The following is a 16,772-nucleotide window of genomic DNA, read 5'->3' on the forward strand; positions in this document are numbered from 1 at the left end:
TAGCCGTCCATGTCCGTCCTGTCCACCGGCACCAGCGCCCTCATCGCCTTCCAGCGCGCCCTGGCGACCGTGAGCCACAACGTCGCCAACATCAACACCGACGGCTACAGCCGGCAGCGCGTGTCGTTCGCGACCACCACGCCGACCCAGTACGGCTCGGACTACATCGGCAATGGCACCAAGATCACCGACATCTCCCGCGTCGCCGACCAGCTGGCGACCTCGCGGCTGCTGGACAGCAGCGGCGAACTGGCGCGGCTGAAACAGCTGTCGAGCCTGTCCGACCGCGTCGACGGGCTGTTCTCCGACAAGGCCACCAACATTTCCGGGCAGTGGTCGAACTTCTTCGACGCCACCACCGGGCTGTCCTCCAACGCCTCGGCCACCGCCAGCCGGCAGAACGTGCTGGACAACGCCAACTCGCTGGTGACCCGCTTCAAGCAGCTCAACGGGCAGATGGATTCGCTCGGCAACGAGGTCAACAACGGCCTGCTCTCGGCCACCACGGAAGCCAACCGCCTGGCCACCGAGATCGCCAAGATCAACGGCCAGATCGGCGGCGACGCCAGCTCGGCCGCGCCGGACCTGCTCGACCGGCGCGATGCGCTGATCACCCAGCTGGTCGGCTACACCGGCGGCAGCGCGGTGCAGCAGGACGGCGGTGCGATCAACGTCTATACCTCCGGCGGCCAGGCGCTGGTGGTCGGCACCACTGCCTCCACCCTGACCACGGTCACCGATCCCTATCAGCCTGGGCGCCTGCAGGTCGCGCTGAAGGCGCAAGGCACCACCATCACCCTGAGCGACAGCTCGCTGGGCGGGCAGATCGGCGGCCTGCTCGAGTTCCGCAGCAGCGTGCTGGATCCGACCAAGGCCGAACTGGGGCGCATCGCCACCGGCCTGGCGGTCACCTACAACCAGCAGCACAAGGCCGGCGTGGACCTGTACGGCAACCTGGGCAGCGACTTCTTCTCGCTGTCCGCGCCCAGCGTCAACGCCAACGCCGCCAACACCGGCACTGCCAGCTTCAGCGCCAGCGTCAGCGACCTGAGCAAGCTCGACGGGCAGAACCTGCTGCTGAAGTTCGACGGCAGCACCTGGACCGCCAGCCGCGCCGACACCGGCGCCAGCGTGGCCATGACCGGCACCGGCAGCAGCGCCGATCCGTTCGTGGTCAACGGGGTGACCCTGCAGGTGTCCGGCAGCGCCGCCGCCGGCGACAAGTTCCTGCTGCAACCCACCGCCAACGCGGTCACCGGCCTGGCGGTGGCGATCACTGATCCGTCGCGCATCGCCGCGGCCACGCCGGTCACCGGCAGCGCCGACCTGGACAACCTGGGCACCGGCAAGGTCAGCAACGTGCGCGCCACCGACGCCAGCAACGCCAATCTGCTGACGCCCTCCAGCATCGCCTTCATCGACGCCAACCAGTACACCATCGACGGCGCCGGTCCGTTCGCCTACACCGCCGGGCAGACCATCAGCGCCAACGGCTGGAGCATGACCCTGGACGGCGCACCGGTCGCCGGCGACACCTTCGCGGTCAAACCCACCGGCGCCGGCTCCAGCAACAACGGCAACGCGCTGACCCTGTCCAACCTGGACGACAGCAAGGCGTTCAACGGCGGCACCATCACCCTCAATGGCGCGGTGTCCGGACTCACCACCACGATCGGCTCGGCGGCGAGGCAGGCGACCTACGCGGCCGACGCGCAGGAAGTGATCCACACCAGCGCGCAGGACGCGCGCGACTCGGTTTCCGGCGTCAACCTGGACGAGGAAGCCTCGGACATGTTGCGCCTGCAGCAGGCCTACCAGGCCGCCTCGCAGTTGATCTCCACCGCCGACACGATGTTCCAGTCCATTCTGGGTGCGATCCGATGAGCAACCGTATCTCCACCGGCATGATGTTCAGCCAGTCGGTCAACAACATGCTGGGCAAGCAGGCCAAGATCTCGCATCTGGAACAGCAGCTGGCGACCGGCCAGCGCCTGGTCACCGCCGCCGACGATCCGGTTGCGTCCGGCACCGCGGTCAACCTGGACCGCGCGGTGGCCGAACTGGAGCGTTTCGGCCAGAACGCCAACAACGTGCAGAACCGCCTGGGCCTGCAGGAGAACGCGCTGTCGCAGGCCGGCGACCTGATGGCCCGGGTCAACGAATTGACCGTGGAAGCGAACAGCTCGGCGTTGACCACCGACAACCGCAAGGCGATCGCCTCCGAACTCAAATCGCTGCACGATAGCCTGCTCAGCCTGTCCAACAGCACCGACGGCAGCGGCCGCTACCTGTTCGCCGGCGCCGCCGACGACAAGGCGCCGTTCGCGGTGGTCAACGGCAGCGTGGTCTACAGCGGCGACCAGACCCAGCGCAGCGTGGAGGTGGCGGCCGACACCCAGGTCGCCGACGCCCTGCCCGGCAGCGAGATCTTCATGCGCATCCGCACCGGCGACGGCACTGTCGATGCGCACGCGGCCAGCACCAACACCGGCACCGGCCTGCTGCTGGACTACAGCCGCGACTCCGGCGCCGGCGGCTGGAACGGCGGCAGCTACAGCGTCGCCTTCACCGCCACCGACACCTATGAAGTACGCGACAGTACCGGCACCGTGGTCACCACCGGCACCTACGCCGCCGGCGAGACGCTCAGCTTCGGTGGCCTGAAGATGCGCCTGGACGGCGCGCCGGCGGTCGGCGACAGCTTCCAGATCGGCGCCTCCACCACCAAGGACGTGTTCTCAACCATCACCAATCTGGTCAATGCGCTGAACACCGACCCGATCACCGCGACCGACAAGGCCGCGTTGCAGAACACCCTGCAGTCGTCGATGCGCGACATCAGCCAGGCCTCGGCGAAGATGATCGATGCGCGCGCCGCCGGCGGCGCGCAGCTGGCCGCGCTCGACAGCGCCGCCGAGCTGCGCGAATCCAACGAAGTGACGCTGAAGACCACCCTGTCCTCGCTGCGCGACCTGGACTACGCCGATGCGATCGGCCAGTACCAGCTGGAACAGGCCGCGCTCAAGTCGGCGCAGACCATCTTCACCCAGATGCAATCGATGTCGCTGTTCAACATGATCCGCTGAATCCCGATTCCACTCCATACGCGAAGGCCCGGAGCGCAGCGATGCCTCCGGGCCTTTGCCGTTATACCGAGTTCGTCATCGCTGCCGATCCCGCCAAATTTCGTGCCAAGGCCGCTAAAGTTTGCCAAACCGCGGCCGAAACAAGCTCTTCGCCGCGCGTGCCACAGGCTCCCGGTTCGCCACATCGCGATAATTTCCGCAGCGAATCGCTAAAGGTTGTTGACATCGCGCCGTTATTTATCTCAGCAGCGGCAACGGCCAATTGATGGCCCCCCTGCGGAGGCTCCAGGCACCGATGGGTTGCCGGATAAATCGCTTAGAGGAGATATCAAAATGGCACAGGTAATCAACACCAACGTAATGTCGCTGAACGCTCAGCGTAATCTCAACAGCACCAGCGCGAGCATGGCGACGACGATTCAGCGTCTGTCTTCGGGCCTGCGCATCAACAGCGCCAAGGACGACGCCGCCGGTCTGGCGATCTCCGAGCGCTTCACCACCCAGATCCGCGGCCTGGACGTCGCCTCGCGCAACGCCAACGACGGCATCTCGCTGGCGCAGACCGCAGAAGGTTCGATGGTTGAAATCGGCAACAACCTGCAGCGTATCCGCGAGCTGTCGGTGCAGTCGGCCAACGCCACCAACTCCGCCACCGACCGCGAGGCGCTGAACTCGGAAGTCAAGCAGCTGACCTCGGAAATCGACCGCGTCGCCAACCAGACCAGCTTCAACGGCACCAAGCTGCTGGACGGCTCGTTCTCCGGCGCGCTGTTCCAGGTCGGCGCCGATGCCGGCCAGACCATCGGCATCAACAGCATCGTCGACGCCAACGTCGATTCGCTGGGCAAGGCCGGCTTCGCCGCCACCCAGACCGGTTCGGCCGCCCTGGCCTCCGGCACCGCGACCGCCAGCGGCAGCTTCTCCGGCATGTCGGTCAACGGCGCCAGCATCGCCTCGGTCGCCGTCGCCGTCGGCGACACCGGCGCTGACATCTCCAAGAAGATCGCCGCCGCGATCAACGACAAGCTGGACCAGACCGGCGTGTATGCCTCGGTCGACAGCACCACCGGCGCACTGAAGCTGGAATCGCTGAAGGCCGGCAAGGATTTCTCCTTCACCGCAGGCTCGGCCACCGGCGCCACCGGCGTCACCTTCAGCAGCGCAGGCATCGCCACCTCGGCCACCGCCGTCGCCGGCACCACCAGCACTCTGGAGGACCTGGACATCTCCACCTTCTCCGGTGCGCAGCGAGCGCTGGAAATCGTCGACAAGGCGCTGACCGCGGTCAATTCCTCGCGCGCCGACATGGGTGCGGTGCAGAACCGCTTCACCTCCACCATCGCCAACCTGAGCTCCACCTCGGAGAACCTGTCGGCCTCGCGTAGCCGCATCCGCGATACCGATTACGCCAAGGAAACCGCCGAACTGACCCGCACGCAGATCCTGCAGCAGGCCGGTACCGCGATGCTGGCGCAGGCCAAGTCGGTCCCGCAGAACGTGCTGAGCCTGCTGCAGTAACAGCCAGCTCGACACCAGTGTCATCCGAAGCCCCTCCGCAAGGAGGGGCTTTTTTGCGTCTGGCCGGGCGCAGGCACAGGATTTGCATCGCGCTCGGGGCACTGGCGACGCGCGCGCGGCCTCAAGAACCGCTGTACGCCGCCGATACCCCTATCTACCGCTGGCCTCCGTGCCCGCCATCGTAAGGAAGCCCACCCATGGCTACTTCATCGCTGTCTTCTGTCGGCTCCGGTATGGACGTCACCGCAGTCGTCAAATCATTGGTCGCTGCGCAGCGCGCACCGCAGGAAAACCGGATCAACGCCGACGGTACCGCGTCCAGCGCCCAGCTTTCGGCGCTGAGCACGATCAAGGGCGCGCTGTCCAACCTGCAGACGGCGATGAACGCGATCGCCAAGAGCGCCGACAAGAGTGCGGTCAAGGCCACCGTCGCCGACGGCGCCGGCTATACCGCCAGCGTCACCGAGAGCGCCACCGCCGGCAACTACAGCGTGGAAGTGGTGAAGCTGGCCGAACGGCAGAAATTGACCTCGGCCGCCTATGCCAGCGATGCGGTGGTCGGCGACGGCACCTTGACCATCGCCTATGGCGACAAGACGCTGAACGTCACCGTGGCGGAAAACAGCAAGCTCAGCGACGTCGCCGCCGCGATCAACAAGGCCGCCGGCGGCAGCGGCGTGACCGCCAGCGTGGTCAGCGCCGACGATGGCGATCACCTGGTGCTCAACGCAGTCGATTCCGGCACCAAGGGCGCGCTGACCCTCACCAGCACCGGCGGCAACGGCGGACTCGCCGCGCTGACCTACGGCAGCGGCAGCAGCGGCGGCCTGACCCAGACCGTGGCTGCGGCCGATGCGGTGGTGCGCGTGGACGGCTTCGAACGCACCTCCAGCAGCAACGCGATCGCCGACCTCGTGCCCGGCGTCACCCTGAACCTGACCAAGGCCGCGGAAGGCACCAAGTACAGCCTGAGCATCGTCAACGACAGCACCAGCCTGAAGGCGAACCTCACCGCGTTCGTGACCGCCTACAACACCGCCAACACCCTGCTGAAGTCCTCCAGCGCCTACGACGCCACCAACAAGAAGGCCTCGGCGCTGACCGGCGATTCGATGGTGCGCGGGCTGCAGCAATCGCTGCGCAAGCAGGTCAGCGACAACGTCGTCGACCTCAAGGCGCTGGGCGTGACCATCGACAAGGACGGGGTGATGAGCTTCGACAGCGCCAAGTTCGACAGCGCCGTCGCCAGCGACCCGTCGTCGGCCAAGGCGATGTTCGGCACCGACGGCAGCTTCACCGCCGGCATGACCACGCTGCTGGACAGCAACCTCGATACCACCAACGGCAGCATCACCCAGCGCACCGCCTCGCTCAACAAGCACATCACCGACCTGACCGACCAGCTCAGCGACCTGGACAAGCGGATGGAGACGCTGACCACCCAGTACACCGCCAGGTTCACCGCGATGGACACCATCGTGGCGCAGATGCAGTCGATCAGCGACACCCTCACCAAGCAGTTCTCGTCGTAGCGGCAACGGCGTCGGGAAAAGTCATTGCCGATGCTCAAGTACAAGCGGATAGCTGCCGATATCTTTAGCATCGACAGTCATTCCGGACTGGCAGCACGTACCGCCGCCGCGGCGCCTTCGCCGTCCGGCGCGGCAGCGCGGCACCAGGCCACCCGAGGGAGTTTTCCATGCACGGTTCCAGTCGCCAATACGCCGAGCAATACCGCAAGATGAGCGTGTCCACCAGCATCACCGATGCCGACCCGCACAAGCTGGTGGCGCTGCTGTTCGCCGGCGCGTGCCAGCGCATCCGCCAGGCCCAGGCCTGCCTGGCGCAGGGCGACCAGGCGCGCAAGGGCAAGGCGATCGGCGAAGCCTGCGCCATCGTCGGCCACCTCAACGGCTCGCTGGACCACGAGGCCGGCGGCGAGATCGCCAACAACCTCTCGGCGCTGTACGACTACGTGATGCACCGGCTCACCGAAGCCAACCTGCACAACGACGACAGCGCGCTGGTCGAGTCGCTGGAACTGCTCAGCGAGATCGATGCGGCGTGGAACGCCATTCCCGTCCAGCAACGCGAACTCGCCGCGGTCGCCACCCTATGATCGCCGTCAGCATCGAATCGCTGCACGCCGAACTGCAGCAGCTGCAGCAGGTGCTGCACGGCGACGACCACGCGCTGGCCGAGCGCATGGTCGCCGAGCACGACCAGCACCTGCGCGAATACCTGCAGCAGGCCGGCAGCGAGGTCGCGCGCGAGGGCATCGGCTCGCTGCTGAAACTGCAGCAAGCGGTGATCGCGCAGATGCTGCAGGCGCGCGACGAGGCCGGCGACTGGCTGCGCGCCAACCGCTTGTCCAACAATGCCGCGCGCGCCTATTCGCAGGCCGGATCGCTGAGATGAACAGCGCGTCCGACGGCGTCGTGCACCACCCTGCCGAAACGGAGCTGTTCCACGACACCCTCAGCTGCGAACTGGCATTGCCGGCCGACTTCAAGCTCGGCAACGGCATCGGCCGCTTCGGCGCCGGCGAAGCCCTGCTGCGCGGCCTGGCCCAGGTCGAGGACCTGCGCAGCGAGGACGGCGGCGAGGAGCGCAGCGACCAGCCGCTGCAACTGCAGCGCATGGACGCCAAGCTCGACCTGATGCTGGTGCTGCTCGGCCGCCTGGCCCGGCAGCACGAGGAAGGCCTGCCGCTGCGCCCCGTGCGCTGGTCGCGCCGAGGCCTGAGACTGGAATTGGGATCACGCTCGGGCGCACTGCCGGGCGCGGCCGGCCTGTTGCGCCTGCAGCCCTCGGACTGGCTGCCCGATCACCTCGAACTGCCGGTCCAGGTGCTGGCCGAGGCCACCGCTGGCGGCGGTTTCTATCTCTGGCTACGATTCGAGACACAGCCACCCGGCCTGGAAGAGGCCCTGGAACGGCACCTGTTCCGCCTGCACCGGCGGCAGATCGCCGACAGCCGGCGCGCGCGCTGAATCGCCGCTGGCCGCCCCGCCGCGGCGCCGCGAGGTTGGCGGCGACGGCGCGCTCGGCTAAGGTGCGGTACTAGAGTAGAGAGATCTTCCCACTGTGCGAGTCATCATCGTCGACGATCACACCCTGGTCCGCGCCGGCCTGAGCCGGCTGTTGCAGACGTTCGCGGACATCGACGTGATCGCCGAGGCCAGCAACGCACAGGAAGCGGTGGACCTGGCCAGCCTGCACCGCCCAGACCTGGTGCTGATGGACCTGTCGCTGCCCGGGCGCAGCGGCCTGGACGCGCTGACCGACGTGCTGCAGACCTCGCCCAAGACCCGCGTGGTGATGATGTCGATGCACGACGATCCGGTACACGTGCGCGACGCGCTGGACCGCGGCGCCACCGGCTTCGTGGTCAAGGACGCGGCGCCGCTGGAACTGGAACTGGCGCTGCGCGCGGCCAGCCTCAACCAGGTGTTCCTGAGCCCGCAGATCTCCTCGAAGATGATCGCGCCGATGCTGGGCCGCGAGCGCCCGGTCGGCGTCGCCGCGCTGTCGCCGCGGCAGCGCGAGATCCTGCGCCAGATCGGCCGCGGCCAGAGCAACAAGGAAATCGCCTCGGACCTGGGGATCAGCGTCAAGACCGTGGAGACCCACCGCGCGCGGATGATGGAATCGCTGGGCTGCCGGCGCGCCAACGATCTGGTCCTGCTGGCCGCGCGCCACCAGAACGAATTGACCTGAGCGGCCGGGAACGGGTTCTCGACGCGACGCACTGGCATGCGGCTTGCCTTAACCGCTCAGCTGCCGCCGTGAAACCGTCGAAGCCCGCCAGCGTTGACTCTGCAGCGCCGATCGACCGGCGCCCCCTACGGTCATGTAGGGATTTTCCCCACATGCTGTCGGGAATTTGACTACCTCACTCAGGAACGCCCTGATTCTGTTACCGTCAGGTGGCAAGCACTATGCATTCCACGGGCGCCAGAGGGTTGGCGCCAAACCGAGGAAGTTCGCATGAAGCCGACCGTCTCCGCCCAGCTAGGCCAGCAACTCCACCTGACCCCGCAATTGCTGCAGTCGATCCGGCTGCTGCAACTGGACGGGATGCAATTGGAAATGGAAATCCGGCGCGCGCTGGAAACCAATCCCTTGCTGGAACTGGAAGAGCCGGAAGGCGTGCTTGAGCCGGTGGTCGATCACGACACCACGCTGGAAACCGCCGCGTTCGACGAGCTGCCCGAATCCTCGATGTGGGACATTCCCGCCGCCGGCTGGAGCGAGGGCGAAGACGACCGCATGCAGCGCATCGCCGCCGGCGAGTCCACCGATCCGCAGTTGCGCGTGCTGCAGCGCCTGGCGCTGGAACTGGACGAGCGCGACCTGGAAGTGGCCGCGTTCTGGCTGGAGCACAGCGACGATGCCGGCTACCTCGACGGCGCGCTGGACACCCTGACCCTGCTCGCCTGTGCGCGCTTCGACCGTTCCGCCGCGCAGGTGGAAGCGATCCGCCAGCGGCTGCTGCACGGCGACCCCGCCGGCCTGGCCGCCTGCGACCTGCGCGAATGCCTGAGCGTGCAGCTGGCCGCCCTGCCCGGCCGCGTCGCCGGCCGCCACCTGGCCGCGCGCATCCTCGCCGGCGACCTGAATCTGCTCGCCAGCCACGATTACCCGCTGCTGGCGCGCCTGCTCGACGCCGAAGCCGACGACGTGCGCGAGGCGGTGCGGCTGATCCTGTCGCTGCAGCCGCGCCCCGGCGACAGCCTGCTGCCGGAGAACCTGGGCCACGTGATTCCCGACGTGGTCGCCTGGCACAGCGACGGCACCTGGCGGGTGGCGCTGAACCCGGCCACCACCCACCGCGTCAGCGTCAATCCGATGCACGAGCGCGCCCTGGCCGAGGCCGGCGAGGCGGCGGCGCCGTTGCGCGAAATGCTGCAGGAGGCGCGCTGGCTGACCCGCGGCCTGTCGATGCGCTACGAGACCCTGCTGCGCACCACCCGCGCCATCGTCGAACGCCAGGCCGCGTTCCTGGTCAAGGGCGAGGAAGCGATGGCGCCGCTGACCCTGAAGGAAGTGGCCGACGCGATCGGCATGCACGAGTCCACCGTGTCGCGCATCACCACCGGCAAGTACCTGCAGACGCCGCGTGGTACCTTCGAACTGAAGCATTTCTTCGCCGTGCGCCTGGAAGGCGCCGCGGTCTCGGGACAGGCGGTGCGCGCGATGGTGCGGCGCCTGATCGAATCCGAGCCGTCGGGGCGGCCGCTGGCCGACGAGGCGATCGCCGGCCTGTTGTCGCGCCAGGGCGTGAACGTGGCCAGGCGCACCGTGGCCAAGTACCGTGAACAACTGGATATCGCCCCCGCCCGCGAACGCCGTCGCGCCAAACCGCTGCTGGCCCGCGCGGGCTAAGGAAACACTACACATGAACAAATTGTCCGTGCTTCTGGTCGACGACCACGAAGGCTTCATCAACGCCGCGATGCGCCACTTCCGCAAGCTCGACTGGATGGAAGTGATCGGCAGCGCCGCCAACGGCCTGGAGGCGATCGAACGCTCCGAGTCGCTGCGCCCGCAGGTGGTGCTGATGGATCTGGCCATGCCCGAAATGGGCGGCCTGCAGGCCACGCGCCTGATCAAGACCCAGGACCAGGCGCCCTACATCGTGATCGCCAGCCATTTCGACGATGCCGAGCACCGCGAGCACGCCATGCGCGCCGGTGCCGACAACTTCGTCAGCAAGCTGTCCTACATCCAGGAAGTGATGCCGATCCTGGAGGGCTTACGCACAGAGGGAGTACCGGCATGAGCGAATCGCGCATCCTGGTGATCGATGACGACGCGGTCCGCGCCGAACGCACGGTAAGCCTGCTCGAATTCATGGACCTCAACCCGCGTTGGGTGACCGACGTGGCCGACGTCAATCCCGGCCGCCACCGGCAGAGCGAGTGGATGGCGATCCTGGTCGGCGGACTCGACGACCAGGCCCAGGCCGACGCGTTCTTCGGCTGGGTCGCGCGCAGTCCGCTGCCGCCGCCGGTGCTGCTGCTCAACGGTGAGGCGCAGGCGTTCGCGCAGCGCCACGGCCTGCACGAAGCCAACGTGTGGCAGCTGGAAGCGCCGCTGCGCCACGCGCAGCTGGAAACCCTGCTGCGCCGCGCCAGCCTCAAGCGCCTGGACGCCGAGCACCAGGCCGGCGCGGTGCAGGACAGCGGCCCGACCGGCAACAGCGCCGCGGTGGTGCGGCTGCGGCGGCTGATCGACCAGGTCGCCCCGTTCGACACCACCGTGCTGGTGCTGGGCGAGTCCGGGACCGGCAAGGAAGTGGTCGCGCGCGCGATCCACCAGCAGTCGCCGCGCCGCGACGGCCCGTTCGTGGCGATCAACTGCGGCGCGATCCCGCCGGATCTGCTGGAAAGCGAACTGTTCGGCCACGAGAAAGGCTCCTTCACCGGCGCGCTGTCCGCGCGCAAGGGCCGCTTCGAGATGGCCGAGGGCGGCACCCTGCTGCTCGACGAGATCGGCGACATGAGCCTGCCGATGCAGGTCAAGCTGCTGCGCGTGCTGCAGGAACGCAGTTTCGAGCGGGTCGGCGGCAACGTCACCATCCGCTGCAACGTGCGGGTGATCGCCGCCACCCACCGCAACCTGGAAGAGCGCATCGCCGGCAACCAGTTCCGCGAGGACCTGTTCTACCGGCTCAACGTGTTCCCGATCGAGATGCCGGCGCTGCGCGAGCGCAGCGACGACCTGCCGGCGCTGGTCAACACCATCGCCGCGCAGCTGGCGCGCACCGGGCGTGGCGAAGTGCGCTTCTCCGAAGAAGCCTTGCAAGCGCTGCGCGGCTACGACTGGCCGGGCAACGTGCGCGAGCTGACCAACCTGGTCGAGCGCCTGGCGGTGCTGCATCCCAGCGGCCTGGTGCGGGTGCAGGACCTGCCGGCGCGCTACCGCGGCGACTTCGCCTCCTCGATCGACGTGTCGGCGCCGCCGGCACCGATCGCCGCACCGGATCCGCGCCGCGTGCCCAATGTGGTCGACCTGCACGTCGGTCCCAAGGCGTTCTCCGATCCGTCCGAAGCGGCCGCGCAGACCGCATCGACGCTGCCGGAGAGCGGCCTGGACCTGCGCGGGCACATGGCCAACATCGAGTTGGCGCTGATCAACGAAGCGCTGGAGCGCACCCAGGGCGTGGTCGCGCATGCGGCCCAGCTGCTGGGCCTGCGTCGCACCACGCTGGTGGAGAAACTGCGCAAGTACGGCATCGACCGCGACCAGACCGAACTGGCAGGCTGAGCGCGCGTCGCGAGCAGATCCGCGTCGTCGCGCGCGTGCTGCGCTACGGAACGACCGCGGTTCGAAACTGAAGTACCCTCCCCCTCTACGCATCGCATGCTTTCCGGACGTGCGTCCGGCCGGCCCGCTGCGGCTGTGTCGCGAACGATGGGGATCGTCGCGCGCTTCTGGCAAGCAAACGCGGAAGCAGTGGACACGTCTGTTGGCATATGGCTTGCTTTCAGAACAGGAACCCCGTCGCCACGATCCGCGCCGCGGATTCTCCACACGTACCCACGCAGGCCACCATGCCCATTCCCGTCACCAGTCCGCTGCTGCCTCCCCTGGACGAGTTCGTGCCGTACCTGGAGAAGATCTGGAGCAGCCGCATCCTGACCAATGGCGGCGACATGCATCGGGCGCTGGAAAAGGCGCTGGCGGAGTACCTGGGCGTCGGGCATCTGGCGTTGCTGACCAACGGCACGCTGGCCCTGCTCACCGCGCTGCAGGCACTGCGCGTCACCGGCGAGGTGATCACCACGCCCTACTCGTTCGTGGCCACCGCGCACTCGCTGCTGTGGAAAGGGATCAAGCCGGTGTTCGTCGACATCGATCCGGTCACGCTGAACCTGGACCCGCAGAAGATCGAGGCCGCGATCACCCCGCAGACCACCGCGATCATGCCGGTGCACTGCTACGGCACGCCGTGCGACACCGCCGCGATCGAGCGCATCGCCGACACCTACAACCTCAAGGTCATCTACGACGCCGCGCATGCCTTCGGGGTCAGGGACGACGGCGGCTCGATCCTGCGCCACGGCGACCTCAGCGTGCTCAGCTTCCACGCCACCAAGGTGTTCAACACCTTCGAGGGCGGCGCCATCGTCTGCCCCGACGAAAAGACCTACCAGCGCATCAGCCGGCTGAAGAACTTCGGCTTCGTCGACGAGACCACGGTGGTGGCCACCGGCATCAACGGCAAGATGAGCGAGGTGAACGCCGCCTTCGGCCTGCTGCAACTGCAGCACATCGATCGTGCGCTGGCGCAACGCCGCGAGATCGACGCCGACTACCGGCGACGCCTGGCGCAGGTCCCCGGCGTACGTTGCCTGGCGCCGCGTTCCCCGGACCTGGCCAACTACGCCTCGTTCCCGATCCTGATCGAGGACGACTTCCCGCTGACCCGCGACGGCCTGCATCAACTGATGCGCGAGCATGAGATCCTGGTGCGCCGCTACTTCTATCCGCTGATCAGCGATTTCCCGATGTACCGCGGCCTGCCTTCGGCCGCGCCGGCCGGCTTGCCGGTCGCCCGGCAGATGTCCGAACGGGTGCTGTGCCTGCCGATCTATCCCGGCCTGAGCGGCGGCGACGTGGAGACCATCGCCGACCTGATCGCCGGCGCCGGTACAGCCGCATCAACCGCTGCAAAAATCGGTCGCCCTGCCGCGACCCTCCCTTCCTCCGCCCACTCCGTGGAACAAGAATGAGCCAAGCAACGTTTATCGAGAATTTCCTGTCGGCGACCGATTTCCAGACACCGGTCGAGGTGACGACGGACACCGTGCTGCGCGAGCTTCCCGAATGGGATTCGCTCGCCGCGCTCGGCGTGATCGTGATGTTCGACATGGAGTACGGCAAAACCATCACCGGCGAGCACCTGGCCGCCGCCGTCACCGTGGGCGACCTCTACCAGCTGACCGAGGCGTAGCATGCCGACTTCCACGCTGCACAACGTGCGCTTCGCCGGCATGGCGACCTGCGTGCCCAAGCGCGTCGTCTCCAACCTGACCGATTGCCGGCCGCAGATCCGTTCCGAGCGCGAGCGGCTGGTGCGCAACATCGGCATCGAGACCCGGCGCATGGCGCAGGAGTGGCAGTGTTTTTCCGACCTGGCGTTCGACGCGGCGCAGGTATTGATCGAACGGCTGCAATGGCAGCGCGAGGAAATCGATGCGCTGATCGTGGTCACCCAGTCGCCGGACTATCCGATCCCGGCGACCGCGATCATCCTGCAGGACCGGCTGGGCCTGTCGCATGCCACCGTCGCCTTCGATGTCAACCTGGGCTGCTCGGCCTATCCGTTCGGCATCAACCTGCTGGGCTCGATGATCGCCGCCGGCGGGGTCAAGAAGGGCCTGCTGCTGGTGGGCGACCGCAGCGCCAACCTGGAGGACCCGATCTTCTCCGATTCCGGCACCGCCACCGCGCTGGAATTCAGCGCCGACGCCGCGCCGATGTATTTCGACCTCAACAGCGACGGCAGCGGCTACAAGGCGATCATCCTGCCGGTCGGCGGACAGCGCGAGCCGGTCGGCGTTCAACACCTGATTCCCTATCGTGAGAACGAGAAGGATCGTTGGCACCAGGCGATTGACCTACAGCTTGATGGGCCCGCGGTGCTGAGCTTCTCGACTCAGCGCGTGCCACCGGCAGTGGAAAAGTTGATCAATTACGCGGGCGTGGGCAAGGACGACATCGACTACTTCGTGTTCCACCAGGCCAACCGGATGATCAACGAGACCATCCGCAAGAAGCTCAGCCTGCCGGTGGAGAAGGTGCCCTCGACCCTGCGCGACTTCGGCAACACCAGCGGCGCCTCGCTGCCGGTCACCATGACCGCACGCATCAACAAGGAACTGGAATCGGGCCGCAAGCGCGTGCTGCTGTGCGGCTTCGGCATCGGCCTGTCGTGGGGTACCTGCCTGATTGATATCGAGGGCGCGGTGTTTCCGGAGTTGATCGAGTCGTGAGTGCAGCCATCGATCCGAACGACCCATTCTCGTTGCAGGGCAAACGCATTCTGGTCACCGGTGCATCGTCAGGCATCGGACGGCAGATCGCGCTGAGCTGCGCGCAGATCGGCGCACAGTTGGTCATCAGCGGCCGCGACGAAGGCCGCCTGGCCGAGACCTTCGCCACACTTGAAGGCACAGGGCATGAGCAGGTGATCGCCAACCTGGACAAGCAGGAGGACATCGACCATCTCGTGGCTTCGGTCGGTCTCCTGGATGGCGTCGCGCACGCGGCCGGAATCGCCCGGCTGGCGCCGTTCCGGCTAATGAACCGAGCGCATCTGGACGAAACCTTCGCCAGCAATGTCTATGCGCCACTGCTGCTGACGCGCGGCCTGCTGGCGAAGAAACGCATCAACGCCAACGGCTCGATCCTATTCATCTCCGCCGTGGGCTCGCACGTCGGTCCTGTCGCCACTGCCGCCTACTCTGCCAGCAAGGCAGCCCTGCTCGGCGCAATGCGTACGCTGGCGCTGGAAGTGGCCAAGCAGGGTATCCGCGCCAACTGCATCGCGCCCGGTTATGTGCGCACCCCAATGCTCGACGGGCTCAACCAAAGTGGCGGCAACATCGACGAGCACGCGAAGCTGACTCCGCTTGGACTGGGCGAACCGGAAGACGTGGCTTATGCGGCAGTGTTCTACCTGTCCGACGCCAGTCGCTGGGTCACCCGCAACTACTTCGTCGTTGACGGTGGTCTGACCGTGCCGATGGACATCTACGCATGAGCAATCCGACTCGCAAAGCCTTTTCCCTAGAGGGCAAGACCATCCTGGTCACCGGCGCGTCGTCCGGCATTGGCCAGGAAATCGCACTCACCTGCGCACGGCGCGGCGCGCGACTGATCGTCAGCGGTCGCGATGCCGCGCGTCTCCAGACCACCCATGCGCAGCTGGCAGGAGACGGGCATGTGCAGGTGCAGGCCGACCTGACTGTTGCGGAGGACCGGGAGCGCCTGGTGCAAGCCAGCCAGCGCATCGACGGCGTGGTGCATTGCTTCGGCGGACAGATGCTGTCACCGATCCGCCAGCTGAAAGAAGAGCTGATGACGCGCATATACGAGGTTCATTTCCTGGCCCCGGTCATGCTGACCCAGCGTCTGCTGCAGGCCAATGCCATCACCGCGCAAGGCTCCATCGTGTTCATGCTATCCACCTCGGCGCACATTGGCACACGCGGCGTGGGGCCATACTCGGCAATGAAGTCCGGCCTGCTGGGCATTATCCGCTGCTTGGCGCTGGAACAGGCGAGGCACCGCATGAGAGTCAACGGGATTTCGCCATCGGTCGTGCCCACCCCGCGCCTTTGGGGCGAGGACAACGAGCATAACGAACCACTGAAGCAGCAACGCGCGCGCCATCCATTGGGTCTGGGTACACCGCAAGATGTCGCCAACGCTGCGGTCTATTTGCTGTCCGACGCCAGCCGCTGGGTCACCGGCACCAGCCTGGTCATGGACGGCGGGGCGGTGCTGTGATGGAACGGGCACTCATTATCGGCGCCGGCGGCTGGGGCCGCGAAGTCCTGGAGCAAATGCATGACGACGTCGGGCATGGCAAGGACTGGCTGATCGGCGGGTTCCTGGACAGCCGCGCCGATATCCTCGACCGCTATGACGTCGACACGCCGATCATTGGCGATCCGATGAGTTACCTGCCACAGCCTGACGATGTATTCGTCTGTGCGATGGGCAACCCCTACGACCGCCACCGCTACGCTCTGCCGATCCTCGAGAAAGGCGGGCGGTTCATTCCCATCCTTACCGACGTCCGCCTGGGTCGGCGGGTGCACTTCGGCCAGGGCTGCTTCTTTGGCCTGCTGGTCCAGTCCGGGCCGGACGTGCGCATCGGCGACTTCGTCACCATCCACGCCCAGAGCATGCTCGGGCACGACGTAAGCATCGGCGACTACGTGCACGTTGGCGCAATGGCCTTCATGGGCGGCGGCGTCCAGATTGGCAACTTCGTCACCGTACATCCGCGTGCCACCCTGATGCCAGGCGTCAAGGTTGGTGACGGCGCAGTCATCGGGGCCGGCGCGGTGGTCATGAAAGACGTACCAGCCGGCGCCAGTGTGTTCGGCAACCCTGCCCGCATCGTGTTCCAGAAAGACATTTGACAAG

Annotated in this window: 18 protein-coding genes; all 18 read left to right on the forward strand. The window is 66.9% G+C overall.

Annotation, left to right across the window (positions count from 1 at the left end; genetic code table 11):
- Positions 1-9 precede the first annotated feature (9 nt).
- The 18 genes from flgK to JR064_RS05350 all read left to right on the forward strand — a co-directional run bounded on the left by flgK (position 10) and on the right by JR064_RS05350 (position 16,768).
- Positions 10-1,884: a flagellar hook-associated protein FlgK gene (gene flgK, locus JR064_RS05265; RefSeq protein ID WP_191824237.1), complete on the forward strand. Its 1,875-nt coding sequence runs from the start codon at positions 10-12 to the stop codon at positions 1,882-1,884.
- Positions 1,881-3,086 (forward strand): flagellar hook-associated protein FlgL, encoded by a 1,206-nt coding sequence (gene flgL / locus JR064_RS05270; protein WP_191824238.1) that lies wholly within the window; start codon positions 1,881-1,883, stop codon positions 3,084-3,086. The genes flgK and flgL overlap by 4 nt, the downstream gene beginning before the upstream one ends.
- 41 nt (positions 3,087-3,127) lie before the next feature.
- Positions 3,128-3,352 (forward strand): hypothetical protein, encoded by a 225-nt coding sequence (locus JR064_RS05275; RefSeq protein ID WP_191824239.1) that lies wholly within the window; start codon positions 3,128-3,130, stop codon positions 3,350-3,352.
- 67 nt (positions 3,353-3,419) lie between these two features.
- Positions 3,420-4,604: a flagellin gene (locus tag JR064_RS05280; RefSeq protein WP_206229035.1), complete on the forward strand. Its 1,185-nt coding sequence runs from the start codon at positions 3,420-3,422 to the stop codon at positions 4,602-4,604.
- Between the two features lie 197 nt (positions 4,605-4,801).
- On the forward strand, positions 4,802-6,136 hold the full coding sequence (gene fliD, locus JR064_RS05285) for a flagellar filament capping protein FliD (protein ID WP_206229036.1): 1,335 nt from the start codon (positions 4,802-4,804) through the stop codon (positions 6,134-6,136).
- Positions 6,137-6,303: 167 nt separating this feature from the next.
- A complete protein-coding gene (gene fliS / locus JR064_RS05290; RefSeq protein ID WP_179564545.1) occupies positions 6,304-6,723 on the forward strand; it encodes a flagellar export chaperone FliS in 420 nt (139 codons plus the stop codon).
- Positions 6,720-7,022, forward strand: coding sequence for a hypothetical protein (locus JR064_RS05295; RefSeq protein WP_206229037.1), 303 nt, complete (start codon positions 6,720-6,722; stop codon positions 7,020-7,022). Before fliS ends, JR064_RS05295 begins: the two co-directional genes overlap by 4 nt.
- The gene (locus JR064_RS05300) at positions 7,019-7,597 is read left to right on the forward strand and encodes a PilZ domain-containing protein (RefSeq protein ID WP_179564541.1); all 579 of its coding nucleotides are present in this window, start codon (positions 7,019-7,021) and stop codon (positions 7,595-7,597) included. Before JR064_RS05295 ends, JR064_RS05300 begins: the two co-directional genes overlap by 4 nt.
- A 94-nt stretch (positions 7,598-7,691) precedes the next feature.
- Positions 7,692-8,324, forward strand: a complete 633-nt coding sequence (locus JR064_RS05305; protein ID WP_179564539.1) for a response regulator — start codon at positions 7,692-7,694, stop codon at positions 8,322-8,324.
- A 270-nt stretch (positions 8,325-8,594) separates the two neighbouring features.
- Positions 8,595-9,992, forward strand: a complete 1,398-nt coding sequence (rpoN, locus tag JR064_RS05310; RefSeq protein WP_179564537.1) for an RNA polymerase factor sigma-54 — start codon at positions 8,595-8,597, stop codon at positions 9,990-9,992.
- 13 nt (positions 9,993-10,005) lie between these two features.
- Complete coding sequence (locus tag JR064_RS05315; protein WP_010341669.1) at positions 10,006-10,389, forward strand: response regulator; 384 nt, start codon at positions 10,006-10,008, stop codon at positions 10,387-10,389.
- Complete coding sequence (locus JR064_RS05320) at positions 10,386-11,876, forward strand: sigma-54 dependent transcriptional regulator (protein WP_206229038.1); 1,491 nt, start codon at positions 10,386-10,388, stop codon at positions 11,874-11,876. The genes JR064_RS05315 and JR064_RS05320 overlap by 4 nt, the downstream gene beginning before the upstream one ends.
- 287 nt (positions 11,877-12,163) lie before the next feature.
- On the forward strand, positions 12,164-13,345 hold the full coding sequence (locus tag JR064_RS05325; protein WP_191824243.1) for a DegT/DnrJ/EryC1/StrS family aminotransferase: 1,182 nt from the start codon (positions 12,164-12,166) through the stop codon (positions 13,343-13,345).
- On the forward strand, positions 13,342-13,566 hold the full coding sequence (locus JR064_RS05330; protein ID WP_003466862.1) for an acyl carrier protein: 225 nt from the start codon (positions 13,342-13,344) through the stop codon (positions 13,564-13,566). The genes JR064_RS05325 and JR064_RS05330 overlap by 4 nt, the downstream gene beginning before the upstream one ends.
- Position 13,567: 1 nt before the next feature.
- On the forward strand, positions 13,568-14,608 hold the full coding sequence (locus tag JR064_RS05335) for a ketoacyl-ACP synthase III (RefSeq protein ID WP_206229039.1): 1,041 nt from the start codon (positions 13,568-13,570) through the stop codon (positions 14,606-14,608).
- Positions 14,605-15,378 (forward strand): SDR family oxidoreductase, encoded by a 774-nt coding sequence (locus JR064_RS05340; protein ID WP_206229040.1) that lies wholly within the window; start codon positions 14,605-14,607, stop codon positions 15,376-15,378. The genes JR064_RS05335 and JR064_RS05340 overlap by 4 nt, the downstream gene beginning before the upstream one ends.
- Positions 15,375-16,127, forward strand: coding sequence for an SDR family NAD(P)-dependent oxidoreductase (locus tag JR064_RS05345; protein WP_206229041.1), 753 nt, complete (start codon positions 15,375-15,377; stop codon positions 16,125-16,127). The genes JR064_RS05340 and JR064_RS05345 overlap by 4 nt, the downstream gene beginning before the upstream one ends.
- Positions 16,127-16,768, forward strand: coding sequence for an acetyltransferase (locus JR064_RS05350; RefSeq protein ID WP_206229042.1), 642 nt, complete (start codon positions 16,127-16,129; stop codon positions 16,766-16,768). Before JR064_RS05345 ends, JR064_RS05350 begins: the two co-directional genes overlap by 1 nt.
- Positions 16,769-16,772 lie beyond the last annotated feature (4 nt).

Origin of the sequence: Xanthomonas bonasiae, from assembly GCF_017163705.1 — a bacterium.
GTDB classification, from domain to species: domain Bacteria; phylum Pseudomonadota; class Gammaproteobacteria; order Xanthomonadales; family Xanthomonadaceae; genus Xanthomonas_A; species Xanthomonas_A bonasiae.